14 protein-coding genes are annotated in these 16,142 nt (G+C 58.4%); 7 read left to right on the top strand and 7 right to left on the bottom strand.

Going from position 1 to position 16,142, the window contains the following annotated elements:
• Positions 1-150: 150 nt before the first annotated feature.
• Entirely contained in the window at positions 151-1,677 is a 1,527-nt protein-coding gene (locus tag ACGK9W_RS16300) for a flavin-containing monooxygenase (protein ID WP_405417595.1), read from the top strand.
• Here ACGK9W_RS16300 and mltF read toward each other — a convergent pair whose 3' ends face one another.
• Positions 1,678-3,048 (bottom strand): membrane-bound lytic murein transglycosylase MltF, encoded by a 1,371-nt coding sequence (gene mltF / locus ACGK9W_RS16295; protein WP_405417593.1) that lies wholly within the window; start codon positions 3,046-3,048, stop codon positions 1,678-1,680. It lies immediately after the preceding gene.
• A gap of 188 nt (positions 3,049-3,236) precedes the next feature.
• Here mltF and ACGK9W_RS16290 point away from each other — a divergent pair, with 188 nt between their 5' ends.
• Complete coding sequence (locus tag ACGK9W_RS16290; RefSeq protein WP_405417590.1) at positions 3,237-4,157, top strand: lysophospholipid acyltransferase family protein; 921 nt, start codon at positions 3,237-3,239, stop codon at positions 4,155-4,157.
• A 69-nt stretch (positions 4,158-4,226) separates the two neighbouring features.
• Entirely contained in the window at positions 4,227-4,682 is a 456-nt protein-coding gene (locus ACGK9W_RS16285; RefSeq protein WP_092030715.1) for a DUF302 domain-containing protein, read from the top strand.
• 40 nt (positions 4,683-4,722) lie between these two features.
• Here the strand turns inward: ACGK9W_RS16285 and ACGK9W_RS16280 are convergent, their stop codons facing one another.
• Positions 4,723-5,538 (bottom strand): prolipoprotein diacylglyceryl transferase family protein, encoded by an 816-nt coding sequence (locus tag ACGK9W_RS16280; RefSeq protein WP_405417587.1) that lies wholly within the window; start codon positions 5,536-5,538, stop codon positions 4,723-4,725.
• 319 nt (positions 5,539-5,857) lie between these two features.
• On the opposite strand from ACGK9W_RS16280, the gene ACGK9W_RS16275 reads away from it, so the two are divergent.
• Positions 5,858-7,180, top strand: a complete 1,323-nt coding sequence (locus ACGK9W_RS16275) for a DEAD/DEAH box helicase (protein ID WP_104270941.1) — start codon at positions 5,858-5,860, stop codon at positions 7,178-7,180.
• A gap of 138 nt (positions 7,181-7,318) precedes the next feature.
• Here the strand turns inward: ACGK9W_RS16275 and ACGK9W_RS16270 are convergent, their stop codons facing one another.
• Positions 7,319-7,966, bottom strand: a complete 648-nt coding sequence (locus ACGK9W_RS16270; RefSeq protein ID WP_104270940.1) for an OmpW family protein — start codon at positions 7,964-7,966, stop codon at positions 7,319-7,321.
• A 145-nt stretch (positions 7,967-8,111) separates the two neighbouring features.
• Complete coding sequence (locus ACGK9W_RS16265) at positions 8,112-8,594, bottom strand: helix-turn-helix domain-containing protein (RefSeq protein ID WP_008172663.1); 483 nt, start codon at positions 8,592-8,594, stop codon at positions 8,112-8,114.
• A gap of 89 nt (positions 8,595-8,683) precedes the next feature.
• On the opposite strand from ACGK9W_RS16265, the gene ACGK9W_RS16260 reads away from it, so the two are divergent.
• Together ACGK9W_RS16260 and bamE are read left to right on the top strand one after the other, a co-directional pair.
• The gene (locus ACGK9W_RS16260) at positions 8,684-9,796 is read left to right on the top strand and encodes an NADH:flavin oxidoreductase (RefSeq protein ID WP_008172665.1); all 1,113 of its coding nucleotides are present in this window, start codon (positions 8,684-8,686) and stop codon (positions 9,794-9,796) included.
• A 152-nt stretch (positions 9,797-9,948) separates the two neighbouring features.
• Positions 9,949-10,254: an outer membrane protein assembly factor BamE gene (gene bamE / locus ACGK9W_RS16255; protein ID WP_053113314.1), complete on the top strand. Its 306-nt coding sequence runs from the start codon at positions 9,949-9,951 to the stop codon at positions 10,252-10,254.
• 30 nt (positions 10,255-10,284) lie between these two features.
• Here the strand turns inward: bamE and pntB are convergent, their stop codons facing one another.
• The 3 genes from pntB to ACGK9W_RS16240 form a co-directional block, all read right to left on the bottom strand.
• A complete protein-coding gene (pntB, locus tag ACGK9W_RS16250; protein WP_053113313.1) occupies positions 10,285-11,676 on the bottom strand; it encodes a Re/Si-specific NAD(P)(+) transhydrogenase subunit beta in 1,392 nt (463 codons plus the stop codon).
• A 12-nt stretch (positions 11,677-11,688) separates the two neighbouring features.
• Positions 11,689-13,266 carry a Re/Si-specific NAD(P)(+) transhydrogenase subunit alpha gene (locus ACGK9W_RS16245; RefSeq protein WP_008172671.1) on the bottom strand — a complete coding sequence of 526 codons (1,578 nt, stop codon included), beginning with the start codon at positions 13,264-13,266 and terminating at the stop codon, positions 11,689-11,691.
• Between the two features lie 104 nt (positions 13,267-13,370).
• Positions 13,371-14,003 (bottom strand): TetR family transcriptional regulator, encoded by a 633-nt coding sequence (locus tag ACGK9W_RS16240; protein WP_039881970.1) that lies wholly within the window; start codon positions 14,001-14,003, stop codon positions 13,371-13,373.
• Positions 14,004-14,509: 506 nt separating this feature from the next.
• Between ACGK9W_RS16240 and ACGK9W_RS16235 the strand changes: the two genes are divergently transcribed.
• Entirely contained in the window at positions 14,510-16,093 is a 1,584-nt protein-coding gene (locus ACGK9W_RS16235; RefSeq protein ID WP_405417580.1) for a flavin-containing monooxygenase, read from the top strand.
• Positions 16,094-16,142 lie beyond the last annotated feature (49 nt).

Below are 16,142 nucleotides of genomic sequence, written 5' to 3'. Positions count from 1 at the left end.
GTTGCGGGTCGGCGGTTTCGCATCTCGAGACTGACTGAAACAACCAGGGGCAGGGACCACTTTGGCCAATTCCCGACCAGCCCAGCCTGAGCTATCTTGATTGCAGGCCATTGATTATAAAAAGCGGACTGGAATCCGAGAGGACAGGCAATGAGTAACCAGCATTTCGATGTACTGATCATCGGCGCCGGCGTTTCCGGCATTGGCATGGCATGCCATCTTAAGCGTGAATGCCCCGGCAAGTCGTTTGCCATCCTCGAACGTCGGCAGTCCCTGGGTGGCACCTGGGATCTGTTCCGTTACCCGGGAATCCGTTCGGATTCGGACATGTTTACCTTCGGCTACAATTTCCGCCCCTGGACAGGCGGCAAAGTGCTGGCCGACGGCGCATCGATCAAGAATTATGTGGCGGAGACCGCCAGGGAGCATGATGTCGAACGCCACATCCGCTTCGGGCTGGCGGTGAAGACAGCGGACTGGTCAGGTGTCGACAAATGCTGGAAGCTCTCGGCCCTGAACGAAGCCACCGGCGAAACAGAACACTACACCGCCAGCTTCATGGTAGGCTGTACCGGCTACTACAATTATGATCAGGGCTACAAGCCGGACTTCCCGGGTGAAAATGATTTCCGCGGCCAGATCATACACCCGCAGCATTGGCCGGAAGATCTCGACTACGCGGGCAAGAAGGTGGTGATTATTGGCAGCGGCGCAACCGCCATTACCCTGGTGCCGACCATGGCAGAGCAGGCCGCTCATGTCACCATGCTTCAGCGCTCACCCACCTATCTGATGCCTCTGCCTTCAACCGACAAGGTGTCTCTTGCCCTGCAGAAAATTCTGCCCGAGAGAACCGCCTATCGGCTGACCCGGGCCCGGAATATTTCCATTTCCCGTTTCCTTTACTTGCGCTCCAGAAGGAGCCCGAAGTTCATGCGCCGGCTGTTCCTGGGCATTATCAAACGCAAGGTTGGGGACACCGCCGACATGCGGCACTTCACGCCGGATTACAATCCCTGGGACCAGCGCCTGTGCGTGGTAAAAGACGGGGACCTTTTCCAGGCCATGAAAGCGGGCAAGGCGTCCATTGCCACCGATCATATTGACCGCTTCACGGAAACCGGCATCCGCCTGAAATCGGGTGAGGAACTGGAAGCAGATATCATCATCCCGGCAACAGGTCTGGATATCCAGATGCTGGGTGGAATCCGGCCGACCGTGGACGGCCAGGAAGTCGTGATGAAAGACAAGATTATCTACAAGAACGTGATGGTGGAGGGCGTGCCCAACGCCGGCATGATCTTCGGTTACACCAACATTTCCTGGACCCTGAAGGTGGACATTGCCGCCGAGTACCTGTGCCGGCTGATGAACCTGATGGACAAGCGTGGCTATCGTACCGTGGTGGCCCGGGACACTGAGAACAGTCGCGGCGACGACACGGTGCTTGGCTCTCTGGATGCCGGCTACATTCGCCGGGCCGCCGATCGCCTGCCCCGCCAGGGCACTCACGGGCCCTGGAAGTCGTCCCAGAATTATCTCGAGGACGTCAAAATCCTGCGATTCGAGCCGATTGAGGATGGCTATCTGGAATTCGATGGAAAGCGGACCCACGCGAGCCACAAGGAATCCGGTGGTTTCCTGCGGCCCCTGCGCTCGGCCCTGTTCGGAACCTGATCACTCAAAAGCCGAACGTATGACATCCCGGTAGTTGCGAATGCGCTGCACGTAATGCACCGGCTCATAGCCTCGGGCGTATCCGTAGCGGGTGCTGGGGTAGTATCGCTTGTCGGCTTTCAGGGGTAGCACCTCGGTCATATCCTGCCAGGAGTCCGGATTCTTGTTCAGGTTCCGCGCCAGTTCCCGGGCATCCAGCAGGTGCCCACGGCCGATGTTGTAGCTTGCCAGCGCCAGGAAGGTGCGGTCCGGCTCAGGAATAGTCTCTGGCAGGCGGCGGTGACGGTCGGCCAGATAGCGGGCGCCACCATCAATAGCTGCATCGGGATCGAGCCGGTTGGTTACACCCAGAGATTCGGCGGTTCGTCGGGTAAGCATCATGATGCCGCGGACACCGGTGGGGGATTTCGCCGCTGGATCCCAGTGGGATTCCTGATAGGCCAGTGCGGCCAGCAGGTCTGCGGGCATGCCGGTTTTGGCCTCCGCTTCCCGGAATTGATCGATGAAATCGGGCAGGCGGTCTTCAATGCGTCGATTCAGGGCCCGCAGATCCACGAAATCAAAGTCGCCAATGTAGGCATAGTAGCGGTTCTCCATCAGCCCTATGGCCTCATCGCCTTCGACGCTATTCATCCACTCGTGGGCATCGGAGGCCAGATCTTCGGAAGCCTTGGGCATGTACCAGCCAAGATTCCGCCCCTGTGTGAGCGTCATCGCCACTTCCAGGTGGGGGAAATGCCGGCGCATGACCTGAACAATGTTGGAATCAGCGACGGTGCAGCCGACATCCCGTTCGGCAACATCCGAGAGAATGACCTCTGTCGTGCGATCTGCATCCTCCTCAAAAGCGATTCCCGGATGCTGTTCATTCAGCTTGTTCAGGGTTTCAACGTAGCTGGAGCCGGCGGTTACGACAATATCAGTGCCGGGAATGTCCTCAGGTTTGCGGGGCATGGGCCGAGCGTCGCGATGGCAGACGAGTTGTTCGGTAATCTCGGTGTGAGCCGGGCCTCTTACAAAGCGCTCATCGCGGGAGGCGAGGTGCGTCAGTCCCGCTGCGGCCAGATGGGTGTTGCCAGATTCCAACGCCGCCAGAACGTCGCTGGTGGAATCAAGCATGGTCCATTCTACCTGCCAGCCCCGACTCTCGGCGTAGGCGCTGATCAGTGCGTGCTCCGGACCGACGGGGTTCTCATGCCGATCCACGTAATAGGTTGTGGAGCCATTGCGGGTAGCCACTTTGAGTACGCCCGTTTCCGACGGTGGCTTGATATCCGTTGTCGTTGGTTGGCTGGTGCTGGTGTTGTCACTGCAGCCGGCAAGCAGGAGTGGCAGGATCACAAGACCCGCGGCGAACTTCCATCGGAACATAGCGAGGAATTTCCTGTCTTTTGAAATGACTTCTACGTATTAACACGTATCTTCTTAAAACCATACTCCTGAATTCGGGAATTGGATTCCCTTTGACCAACCGCATCCATGAGTAAATCACGTATCTAGCTGAGAGAGATTGTGTCAGGCTGGTCGACCGTTTTCTCATTATCACAGGCCACTGTTGAATGGCGTCCGGCAAAAGAAACAGGAAACACTCTCTCTGGCATCCGTCGTACTGGCCGGCCTGGGCTCTGGTCTGCTTGCTCTGGCTTTTGTCCTTTCTTCCGATGGGACTGAAGCAGCGTTTTGGAGGCTGGTTGGGCAAGCGCCTTTCCAGCAAGATGCGATCCCGTGCCAGGGTTGCGGACGCCAACCTGGCGGCCTGCATGCCCGAACTCGACCAAGCGACCCGCAGCCAGTTGGTGGAGGATGCGTTTGTGGCCTCGGCCCGGGGCGTTCTGGAAAGCGTTCATGCCTGGTGGCGGGATATGACCCCCTATTGTGAGAGCGCGTCGGTCCAGGGTACCGAGCACCTTGAAGAAGCGAAACGACGCGGCAAGGGAGTGCTGTTGATCGGCGGGCACTACAGTATTTTCGACTTTGCCCTGCCTCTGATTGCCTGCAAGCTTCAGAAGCCGGGTTACATGTACCGCCCTAACAACAATCCGGTGATTGACCGTATGATCGAACGTGGCCGGCGGCGGCATTTTGGTATTCGCCCCTTCACCAAACGTCAGATCAGACCCATGTTGTCATTCCTGAAAGAAGGGGGGCAGGTCTGGTTCGCCTGTGACCAGGATTTCGGCAAGAAGTCCGAGGTGTTCGTGCCCTTTTTTGGGGTCAGTGCCGGCTGTATTACGTCGCCAAGCTTCGTTGCCAGGGAGTCCGGCGCTGCGGTTATCTGCGTCAGTCACTTGCGAATGCCCGATGGCAGTTACCGGGTGGTGTTTTCTCCGATTCAGGAGTCCTTTGGCGAACATCCGGAACAGGACGCCAAAGTCTGGAACGGTTTTATTGAAGCCACTGTTCGTGAGCAACCCGATCAGTACCTCTGGCTGCACAAGCGATTCAAGAGCAGGCCAGAAGGTGCGGCAACGATATACTGAGGCGCGTTCATGCGTAACGCCTGCCTCTGTTCTATCCTGAAAACTTCAACAAACCCTCTGGAGGATACTATGCGCTGCACTCTCAGACTGGTTCTGGTGGCATCGGCTCTGCTGTTCGCCACGCTCACCCATGCCGCAGATGGACTGGTCGCGATCAAAAGCAGTCACGATGTAAAAGCCACGGCCGACAAACTCGAGTCTGTGCTCAAAGAGAAGGGCATGACGGTCATGGCTCGCGTTAATCATCAGCAGGGCGCGGAAAAAGCCGGTCTGGAATTGCGTCCGACCGAAGTGGTTATTTTCGGCAACCCCAAAGTCGGCACACCGCTGATGCAGTGCGCCCAGAGTGTCGCCATCGACCTGCCCCAAAAAGCCCTGATCTGGGAGGATGCCAACGGAGAGGTGTGGCTGGGTTACAACGACCCGCAATACCTCAAGAGCCGCCATGGCATTGAGGGGTGCGATGAGGTGCTCGGAAAAGTAAGCGGCGCACTGGGAAATTTTGCCAAAGCGGCAACCCGGTAGATAAAAACGCCATGCGGTTAACGGGCACAGCGGGCCTGGTTCACTGGTCGGGTCCGCGGATCTTTTCCAGGCCCCTGGCCAGTGTTGCCCGTGACAGCTCGCCCATGTGGGAATCGATGAGTTCGCCCTGGGCATTGTAGAAAAGCGTTGTTGGCAAGCCATTGCTGCCCACGGCGCGTGCCAGCTGGGCCTGATCGTCCCGGTAAAGGTTGTTCAGGTTCAGGCGGTTTTCCTCAAGAAAGGAACGGATGGTCTCGGGCTGTTCGCGCTGGTTGGCAAACACAAACGCGACATCCGGATAGATGTGTTGGGCTTCCTCCAGCACCGGCATTTCCCGGATGCAGGGTGGACACCAGGTTGCCCAGAGGTTCACCACCAGGGGTTGGCCTGGCGCTAATTGGTCCATGTGGACTGCTTCGCCATTGAGCGAATGCAGCGCAACGTCCGGCATGCCTCGGGCCTGCTGTTCGATCAGTGTGATGGTTCCTGCGGTGGCAGCCCAGAACAGGGCGCCCGTCAGCGCAGCAGTAGCCAGGGGTTTGCGCTGCGCTTCCCTGCGCCAGAGCAGAAAGCCGGTGAAGATGAGGGCGCCGACGACACCCCAGAGCACATCGAAACCGCCGTCCCGGATATCAATGATGCCCAGAAGATCATTCTGGTAATGCTCGAAGTAACTGATAACGAAACCGACCCGGGCACAGAGCATCGCTACCACGAAGATATCGGCCACCGATCCGGCTACGGGCACCCTATATTTGCGGCCCAGCACCCCTCCAACCAGCAGAGCCAGGCCGAAGGCGATGACCAGGAGCAGGTGGTCGATGGACAGGCTCAATGGGCCGATACTGACGCTCATTCTTTCAACTCCATGTTGGCTTCCGGTGATCAAAACACTCTGACTTGAGGATGTCCGCCAGGTTCCTTCGGATGCTTATTATAATCACCTATGGCTAATTGCCCGGGCCTCTGTTAATGTGCCCGCATCCTGCCTCTAGGGATTCCGCAGTTTAAGGCTTTAAGCCCGTGCGACCTTTCCATACGACCTGTCAGAGGACGTCACCCCGATAACGGCGCGTGACCGTAGTCGTCTTTTATTCCATGAATGTTCATGGCATCTGCCCGCATTCACCGAGAACGGTGGTCGTGGAGGCAGAATAATCAAGAGTTGATCCAATATGAGTTTTTCTTCACTCGGTTTGTCCGAGCAGCTGGTCCGTGCCACGTCTGACCAGGGTTATGAAACCCCGTCTCCCATTCAGGCCCAGGCCATTCCCGCCGTGCTTTCTGGCCGGGACGTTATGGCTGCTGCCCAGACCGGTACCGGCAAAACCGCCGGTTTTACCTTGCCCTTGCTGCAGCGTCTGGGTGAAAACCCGCGCACCGGCAAAGGCCCCCGCGCGCTGATCCTGACGCCCACCCGTGAACTGGCGGCACAGGTTCACGACAGCGTGAATCTTTACAGCAAATACGTTCCTACCAAGGCCGCGGTGGTTTTCGGTGGTGTGAAAATCAATCCGCAGATGATGAAGCTGCGCAAAGGCCTGGACGTGCTGGTGGCAACACCGGGCCGCCTGATGGACCTGTATCAGCAGAACGCTGTGCGCTTCAACGAAGTGGAAATCCTGGTGCTGGACGAAGCCGACCGCATGCTGGATATGGGCTTTATTCGCGACATCCGCAAGATTCTTGCGCTGCTGCCAGCCAAGCGCCAGAACCTGTTGTTCTCCGCCACCTTCTCGAACGAGATCCGGACTCTGGCCGAAGGTCTGCTGGATAACCCGGTTCAGGTTGAAGTGGCGGCTCGAAACACCTCTGCCGAAAACATCAAGCAGTCTGTCTACCCGGTGGATCAGAGCCAGAAAACCGCCCTGCTGAGCAAGCTGGTGCGTGACAACAGCTGGGACCAGGTGCTGGTGTTTACCCGCACCAAGCACGGTGCCAACCGCCTGACCCAGAAACTGGAGAAGGACGGTATTACCGCTGCTGCCATTCACGGCAACAAGTCGCAGGGTGCCCGCACCCGCGCGCTGGCGGACTTCAAGGCTGGCGAAGTGCGTGTGCTGGTGGCAACGGATATCGCTGCTCGTGGTCTGGACATCAAGCAGCTGCCCCAGGTGGTGAACTTCGAACTGCCCAACGTGCCGGAAGACTATGTGCATCGTATTGGTCGCACCGGCCGTGCCGGTGAGAGTGGTCATGCGCTGTCACTGGTCAGTGCCGATGAAGGCAAAATGCTGGCGGGCATCGAAAGGCTGATCAAAAAGCAGCTGCCGCGCACGGAAGTGGAAGGCTTTGAGCCGACCAACAACCTGCCGCTGAAGCCGAGAGCCAAGGCCGATCCCAGCCGCGCCCGTACCCGCAGTAGTAACGGTGGTGGTAATGGCCGGCCCGGAGGCAAGCCGAAAAGCTTTGGGGACAAGCCAGGTGGCCGCAGTGGTGGCCGGAGCCAGAATGGCGGTGGTCAGCGAAGCCGCTCAGCCCAGCGCCAGAGTGCCTGAGGCAGGTCAGGAAGGCGGGGCAGATGCTCCGCCTTCCTGTTTCTGGCGGACAAAAAAAGGCGGGGCCGGAGGGCCCCGCACAGGAGAGCGCACCTTTCGTCAGCCAACAGACCGTGGCGACTGACGGAGGCACGGGGATCAAAACTTGTAGGACAGGCCTACCATGTAGACTAGGGGATCAATTTCCACATCCACGGTCTGGTTTACAGCTTCAATTTTCGCCTCGGTGTCGATGTCTATCCACCAGACTGCCGCGTTAACACCGATGTTTTCGGTGATCATGTAATCCAGGCCAACTTCCGCAGCCAGGCCGAAGCTGTCATCGAGCTTGATATCGGTGCCTGCAAGAGCGCCGGCGGTTTGTTCATCAAAAAAGACGGTATAGTTCACACCCGCTCCAACATAGGGTTGCAGCTTGCTGCCGCTCGGCATCGGGAAATACTGAAGTGTGATGGTTGGTGGCAGCTGTTTTGTTTCGGCCAGCTTACCAAGACCAGCGAGGTCACCGTCACCTTTAATATCGTGGCTGAAGGGAGTTGCTGCGAGCACGCCCAAACCCAGTTGATCTGTAAGCATATAGCTCAGGGTCAGGCCTAGTTGGGTGTCGTTGTCTACGTCAACTCTTGCGTCGGAGCTGAGGTTGGTAATAGGGTCACTCGAAGCGTCTGGTGCAACTGTCACCACACCAACGCGGCCAATAAAATCACCAGCTTCGTACGCTTGAACAGCCGGCGCCGCAGCCATAACCGCTGCAGCCAGAACACCAAGTTTAAATGTGCGGGACATATCCATCTCCTTAACCTGAATCGTTGATGGCTTCAGATTAGTGGCAGCGGAGAAAGGAAACTTGATTTAGCGCAAGATTGGCCGGGCAGGGGGGCTGGTTTGATCGCAAGATTGACGTAGCTCAAGAAATCGGGCGGTGCCGCGATTACTGCGGAGAGTCAGGCGGAGGTCTTTTGCCTTCGGGCAGACTCTCGTCCGGTACGAACACATCCCGGATGCTCAGGGGGTTGCCATCGGCATTCTGGACTTCCACCGTGTGAATAGGGCGGCCGGTGGCACGGTCGCGCAGGTCCAGGGGTGTCTGGTCCGGGGCGGGATTCCACTTGTCGCCCCACTGGCGCAGGGCAATCACCACCGGGAACAGATCCCGGCCTTTCTCAGTCAAGCGGTATTCAAAGCGGGAGCCGTGTTCGCCCACATCCACCTTGCGCAACACCTCGTTATCCACCAGCCGGGCCAGACGATCGCAGAGGATATTCTTGGCAATGCCCAGTTCCTGCTGGAAGTCCACGAACCGGCGGGTGCCATACATGGCGTGTAGTACGATCAGCAGGGACCACCAGTCACCCACTTCATTGAGGGCACGGGCGACGGAGCAACTGGAGTCATCAAAACGTTTTCTGGCCATGGTGGGAGTGTACTGAATAGGGTTGCATTTTAAAACCAGATTCAATATGGTTGCTTAACGAAACCAAACTAGTAAGGTTGCACATTACCATGAGCATGAATCTTGGCCCGCTTTTCGAACCGTTTGAACTTCACAACCTCAAGCTGCGTAACCGGGTGGCGATGGCACCGATGACCCGCAACTTCTCGCCTGATGGTGTGCCGGGTGAGGATGTTGTGGCCTATTATCAGCGCCGCGCCGAAGCCGGCGTTGGTCTGATCATTACCGAAGGCACTACAGTAAATCACCCCGCCGCCAGTGGTTATCCCAATGTGCCGGCATTTCATGGTTCCGACGCCCTTCAAGGCTGGAAAAACGTTGTTGATGCCGTGCACGAAGCCGGTGGAGCCATTTTCCCGCAACTCTGGCACGTTGGCGCCGTACGCAAGGAAGGCACACCTCCGGATCCTTCGGTGCCCGGTTACAGCCCATCCGGTCTGTTTGGCCCTGGCAAGCCCAACGGCAAAGCCATGACCAAAGAGGATATTGAGGACGTGGTCACCGCCTTTGCCGATGCCGCCCAGGATGCCAAAGCCCTCGGTTTTGATGGTGTCGAGATCCACGGTGCCCATGGCTACCTGCTGGACCAGTTCCTGTGGGAAGGCACCAACCAGCGGGACGATGAATACGGCGGCTCTATGGAAAACCGCCTGCGCTTTGTGGTCGAAATCGTTGAGGCGGTGCGCCATCGCGTCGGGCCTGATTTCCCGATCATGCTGCGGTTCTCCCAGTGGAAGCAGCAGGATTACGAAGCCAAACTGGTGAACAGCCCTGAGGAACTCGAACGGTTCCTGAAGCCACTGGTGGAAGCCGGTGTGGACATTTTCCACGCCTCTACCCGCCGGTTCTGGGAGCCGGAGTTTGAAGGCTCGGATCTGAACCTCGCAGGCTGGACCCAGAAGCTTTCCGGCAAGCCGACCATGTCCGTGGGCAGTGTCGGGCTGACCGAAGATTTCATCAGCGGCACCTTTGCCAGCAAGCAGGAAGCGGTTGAGAAAGCCGGGATCGATGAGCTGGTGGAGCGGATGAATAACCACGAGTTCGAGCTGATTGCCGTTGGTCGGGCACTTCTGCAGGATCCCGAATGGCTGATCAAGGTGAAAGAAGGCCGGTTGAACGAAGTCGAATCCTTCGCCAAGAAGTCCCTCGCCAAACTGTATTGATTATCCCCTTCGATCGGACGATCGACCTGCCGCAGCGCCTCCCGGCCTGCGGCTTTTTTGTTTCCGGAAACCTGTCGTCTTCGTAATCGCGTCTGCTCAGAGACACGTTATGATGGGTGAAATTCACCCGAATATGAGGGATACGTATGTCGATGATTGGTTCGGTTAAAACGTTGTGCGTGGCTCTGGTGATGGCGGCCATGGTGGGCTGTGCGACTGTCGGCAAAGACTTCGCCACCCACAATGTGGACCAGATCCAGATTGGTGAAACCACGCGGGCCGATATCCAGGAGATGTTCGGCGAGCCGTGGCGCACCGGGATCGAAGACGGCAAACGCACCTGGACCTATGGCAAGTACAAGTGGTCTGCCTTCGGTGAAGCGGAAACCACCGACCTGGTGGTGCGGTTCAACCAGGACGGCACCGTGTCGTCCTACGTGTACAACACCACCGAATAACTCCCGAAGAAAACAGGCGCGGGGCTGCCTTCAGCCCCGCAAGCCTCCTACCAGCTTATCGATGCTTTCCTTGGCATCGCCGAACAGCATACGGGCGTTGTCCTTGAAGAACAGTGGATTCTCCACCCCGGAATAACCGGTGGCCATGCCCCGCTTGAGGATAACCACCTGGTGGGCCTTCCAGACCTCCAGCACCGGCATGCCGGCAATCGGACTGCCCGGGTCTTCGGCGGCGGCCGGGTTCACGGTGTCGTTGGCGCCGATGACCAGCACCACGTCGGTATCCGGGAAGTCATCGTTGATTTCGTCCATTTCCAGCACGATGTCATAAGGGACGTGGGCTTCCGCCAATAGCACGTTCATATGCCCTGGCAGACGGCCGGCCACCGGATGAATGCCGAAACGCACGTTTACGCCCCGTTCCCGAAGGATCTTGGTCATCTCGCTGACGCCGTTCTGGGCCTGGGCGACCGCCATGCCATAACCGGGCACAATGATCACCGACTGGGCGTTGCGCAACTCCTCGCAGACATCATCGGCACTGGATTCGTGCACCGTTTGATCGGCGTCCGCGGCCGCCGAACTGCTGCTGGTCTGGCCGAAGCCACCGAGAATCACGCTGATGAACGAGCGGTTCATGGCCTTGCACATGATGTAGCTGAGGATGGCACCGCTGCTGCCCACCAGGGCACCAACGACAATCAGCAGATCATTGCCCAACATGAAACCGATGGAAGCGGCGGCCCACCCGGAGTAACTGTTTAGCATGGATACCACCACCGGCATGTCGGCGCCGCCAATAGCCATGATCAGGTGAATGCCGAGGACCGAGGCAATGGCGGTCATCAGGATCAGGGCAACGATTCCCAGGGCCATGCTCTCGGTGCCCAGGAACCAGGCCCCGAGCAAGACGCAGACAATGATCGCTGTCAGGTTCATCAGATGCCGTCCGGGCAGGGTCAGCGCCTTGCTGTCGATTCGGCCGTCCAGTTTGCCGCAGGCCACCAGTGAACCAGTGAAGGTAATGGCACCTATAAAAATGCCGACAAACACCTCCACCAGTTTGATGGTGTGCTCGGTACCGGAGGTGGCAATCAACGGCTCGATATAACCGGAAAAACCTACCAATACCGCCGCCAGACCCACGAAACTGTGGAGCAGGGCGACCAGCTGAGGCATCTGGGTCATTTCCACCTTGTTGGCGATGGGAATGCCAATGCCGGCACCGAGCAACACGGCAATGATGATGGCGGTAATGCCTCCGTCTACGCTGGCCAGAGTGGCCCCCACCGCGATGATAATGCCGGCGACGCCGTAGAGATTACCGCGCCGTGCCGATTCCTGGTGGCTGAGGCCACCCAGGCTGAGAATAAACAAGATACTTGCGACCACGTAGGCCACGCTCACCAGTCCTGTGCTCATATCGGGCGCCTCCTACTTGCGGAACATTTTGAGCATGCGATGGGTGACCCGGAAGCCACCGCCCACGTTGATGCTGGCAATCAGCACCGCCACAAACGCCATGATGCCAACGGCAATATTCTCCGCCTGGGCCAGATGCAGAATGGCGCCGATAACGATGATGCCGCTGATGGCGTTGGTAACGCTCATCAGGGGGGTATGCAGGGAAGGGGTTACGTTCCAGATCACCTGCCAGCCAATAAAGCAGGCCAGTACGAACACAGTGAAGTGTTGCAGGAAGCTTTCCGGCGCGTGGGCGCCCACTCCGTAGAGCGCCAGGGCCGTCACCACCAGAAGAACGCCTTTGCCGATCAGGCTGCGACGGTCCGCGTCCTTCTTGGCGGCCGCTTTTGCTTCGGCTGAAGGCTCCTCGGTGCCCGGTGCGGGCTTGGGGCTGACCGGCGATTCCGGTTGTGGCGGCGGCCAGGTTATTTCGTCCTCGTGAACCACCGTCAGGCCACGGATGACTTCGTCTTCCATGTTCACCAGCGGCGTGCCGTCTTTCTCGGGTGTCAGCTCGGTGAGCAGATGCACCAGGTTGGTGGCGTACAGATCACTGGCCACCTTGGCCATCCGGCTGGGCAGGTCGGTGTAGCCGATCAGGGTAACGCCGTGTTGATGGGCGACTTTGCCCGGTTCGGTCAGTTCGCAGTTACCCCCTCGCTCTGAGGCCAGATCCACGATCACGCTGCCGGGCTTCATGGATTTTACCATGTCGGCGGTGATCAGTTTCGGTGCCGGTTTGCCGGGAATCAGGGCGGTGGTGATGATGATATCCACCTCTTCCGCCTGCTCTGCAAACAGCGCCATCTCCGCCTTGATGAACTCGTCACTCATCTGCTTGGCGTAACCACCGCTGCCGCTGCCTTCCTCGTCACCGAAATCCAGTTCCAGGAACTCGGCGCCCATGCTCTCGACCTGTTCCTTTACTTCCAGCCGGGTATCAAAGGCCCGCACGATAGCGCCCATGCTGTTGGCCGCGCCAATGGCTGCCAGGCCAGCCACCCCGGCACCGATGACCATGATTTTCGCGGGTGGCACCTTGCCAGCAGCGGTAACCTGCCCGGTAAAGAAACGCCCGAAGTGGTTCGCCGCCTCGATCACCGCCCGATAGCCGGCGATGTTGGCCATGGCGCTGAGTGCGTCCATCTTCTGGGCGCGGCTGATGCGGGGCAGGCTGTCGATGGCGAAAGACGTGATCTTTCTGGCGGCCAGCTTTTCCAGCAATTCCGGGTTCTGGGCTGGCCAGATGTAGCTGACCAGAAACGCGCCCTCCTTCATCAGATCCGCTTCGTGTTTGCCCAGTGCCGGATTTTCCATGGGCGCGCGGACCTTGAGGATAAAGTCGGCTTCTTTCCACAGTGAGCTGGTATCGGCTGCGATGGCTGCGCCCACTTTTTCATAGGCGGCATCGGAGTAGTTCGCCGCCTCGCCGGCGCCGCCTTCCACGATCACGTCATAACCAAGTCCGATTAACTTGTGAACAGAAGGTGGCGTGGCGGCCACTCGCCGCTCGTCCTCAAAGATTTCCTTGGGGATACCGATTTTCATTATTGGTTTGCCTCCGGATTTCCCGATTGATCACTTGTTCTGGTTATCTACATACTAGTGCAGGTTGCCAGATCTGCCCGGAAAGCGGATTTATCGGAGGTATATCAGCCCTGCCTCAGGGCGAGGCGTTCGACTTCCGTTTGCGACAGGTGATCAAGCATCGCACCCCGGAACTGCCGGTTGATGAAATGTTCGGTTTCGGTCTGGATGGTTTCGCGCTGGGCGGGTTTCTCGATGTAATCCATGGCCCGGAACAGGATGTAGCGGATGGTCATGCGGGAGACTTCATGAATGGTCTCGGACGGCACGGCGCTCACCAGTTGCCGCTCGATAATGTCTTCGGCCATTTCCCGGGCGCTGGCTTCAAGCTGTGATTCAAGGGCCCGTCGCAGTATCGGGGAGGGGCCGTGGAGTTCCCGCACGGCCACCGTAGTTGCCGCCGGATTGGCCAGGAAGTAGTGGTACACAAACGCCACCGTATCCCGCGACGCCTGTTCGGAAGAATCCGCCATCTGCCGCAGATCCCGGACCCCGGCTTTCATCTCCTCGGCAATGTAACCCAGTACCTGCAGGCCGAATTCATCCAGGCTCTTGAAGTGTCGGTAAAAGGTATTCGGATTCAGCCCCGCCTCCCGGGCAAGCTCCCGCAGTCCCAGCGACGTCAGGCTCCGGGTTTCGGTAATCAGCCGAAGCGCAGCCTGGATGAGTTTCAGCTTTCCGCCGGTTAATCCGTTCATCTTTTCCTCTGCTTTGGAGGTTGGCCGCGTTGGCAGGTATTCCGAAAACCGCTGCAAGTACGTCCATGTACGCTTGCTCTCCGCCATCCCTGGCTCCGAGCATTTTCGGAATACCTGCCAACACGGCCCCCGAACAATGGAAGTGGGCTGCCAGACTTGAGGCGACTGTATGAGGGCGGGCCACTGTGAGTCTGACGGTCGTTTGTGGGAAGGGCTTCCAAAACTGTCTCTCGCCATGGATGGCGAGAGCCAAGCGTCACAGGGATGTGCCGCAAGGAGCGCGTTTTGGAAGCCCTTCCCACAAATGACCAGCCCCCCCCAGCCAGAGCCCGCCGCAGAGGCCAATGATCAGTCACCTGAGGCCAATCACCGAACCAGGAGTATACGGTTGTATACCAAGCTGTGTATACATGTGTCTACCGGCCATGATGACCCGCCGGATAACAACAGACAAGGTCTAGTGTCCCGTTTAGCTGGGGCACTGGGGCCAACGCAGGAGTGCAGCAATGACACAGAACACACAGATCGCCATCATCGGCACGGGCTTCTCCGGCCTGGGCATGGCCATCAAACTCAAGGAAGCCGGCTACAACGACTTCGTGATCCTGGAGCAGAGTGACGACATCGGTGGCACCTGGCACCAGAACCACTACCCGGGGTGTGCCTGTGACGTGCAGTCTGCACTCTACTCCTTCTCCTTCGAGCAGAACCCGAACTGGAGCCGGATGTATGCCCAGCAGCACGAGATCAAGGCGTATCTGAAACATTGCGCCGAGAAATACGGGCTGATGAAGCACATCCGGCTGAACACCCACGTGGCGGGAGCGCGATTTGATGAGACCCACCAACGGTGGGTTGTTGAAACCTGTGATAGTCCGACGCTTTGGGCGTACATGCAGGAAAGAGGCGTGAAGCCGGGAGACCGGTTGGATCGAACCGATAAGGGGCTGCCGGAATTCACTACCTTGAGGGCCGATATCCTCGTTTCCGGAATGGGGGGATTGAGCACGCCGGCGTATCCGGAGATCAAGGGGATCGAATCCTTCACGGGCAAGCGTTTCCACTCCCAGGACTGGGATCACGACTACGATTTGCGCGGCAAGCGGGTGGCGGTGATCGGGACCGGTGCCTCGGCCATCCAGTTTGTTCCGGAGGTGGCGAAGCAGGCGGCAAAGGTAGACCTGTACCAGCGCACACCACCGTGGATCATGCCCAAGCCGGACCGTGCCATCCGGCCAGTGGAGAAGCGGCTTTTCCGGATGTTCCCGCAAACACTCAATGCCTTCCGTCAGAGTATTTACTGGTCCCTGGAGGCGCGGGTGCTGGGCTTTGTGGGTAACCCCCGTATTCTGAAGCTTGGTGAACTGCAGGCCCGCCGGCATATTCGCAACCAGATTCCGGACAAGGCGCTTCGCAAAAAAGTTACCCCGGATTTCCATTTTGGCTGCAAGCGGGTACTGATCTCCAACAACTACTATCCGGCGCTGGCGCAGGATCATGTGGACGTGGTGACCGAGGGTATCCGTGAGGTGCAGGGCAACACCGTGATCGACGGCCAGGGTAATGAGCGGCAGGTGGATTGCATCATCTACGGCACCGGCTTCCGGGCCCAGGACCCGATTCCCGCGGGCATGATCTTTGGGCGAAACGGCCAGGACCTGCTGGACGCCTGGAAGGACGGCGCAGAGGCCTACAAAGGCACCACCGTCAGTGGCTTTCCGAACTTTTTCATGCTGATGGGACCGAACACCGGTCTCGGTCACAGCTCCATGGTGTATATGATCGAAAGTCAGATCCAGTACGTGCTGGATGCCCTGCAACAGATGCGCCGGCAGCAGTGGACCAGCATGGAAGTGAAGCCGGACGCCCAGAGCCGCTACAACGCGTCCATTCACGCGAAGCTGGGTGACTCGGTATGGCAGACCGGTTGCAAGAGCTGGTACGTCAACGAAAACGGCAGGAACACGACCCTATGGCCGGGTTTTACCTGGCAGTTCCGGAACCAGACGCGGCGCTTCGACGCAGAGTGGTACCTGTGTAAAGGCGCCAGTGACAGCGTTGCCGGAGTTGATTCTGCCATGGCCATCTAGCATCGGAGCAGCGGGGGCATTTCAGCCGGGTTTTAACGGTGGATAAGTT

The sequence above is a fragment of the Marinobacter flavimaris genome (genome assembly GCF_045057155.1).
Taxonomy (GTDB): Bacteria; Pseudomonadota; Gammaproteobacteria; order Pseudomonadales; family Oleiphilaceae; genus Marinobacter; species Marinobacter manganoxydans.
This window is presented reverse-complemented; position numbering and strand designations above follow the sequence as displayed.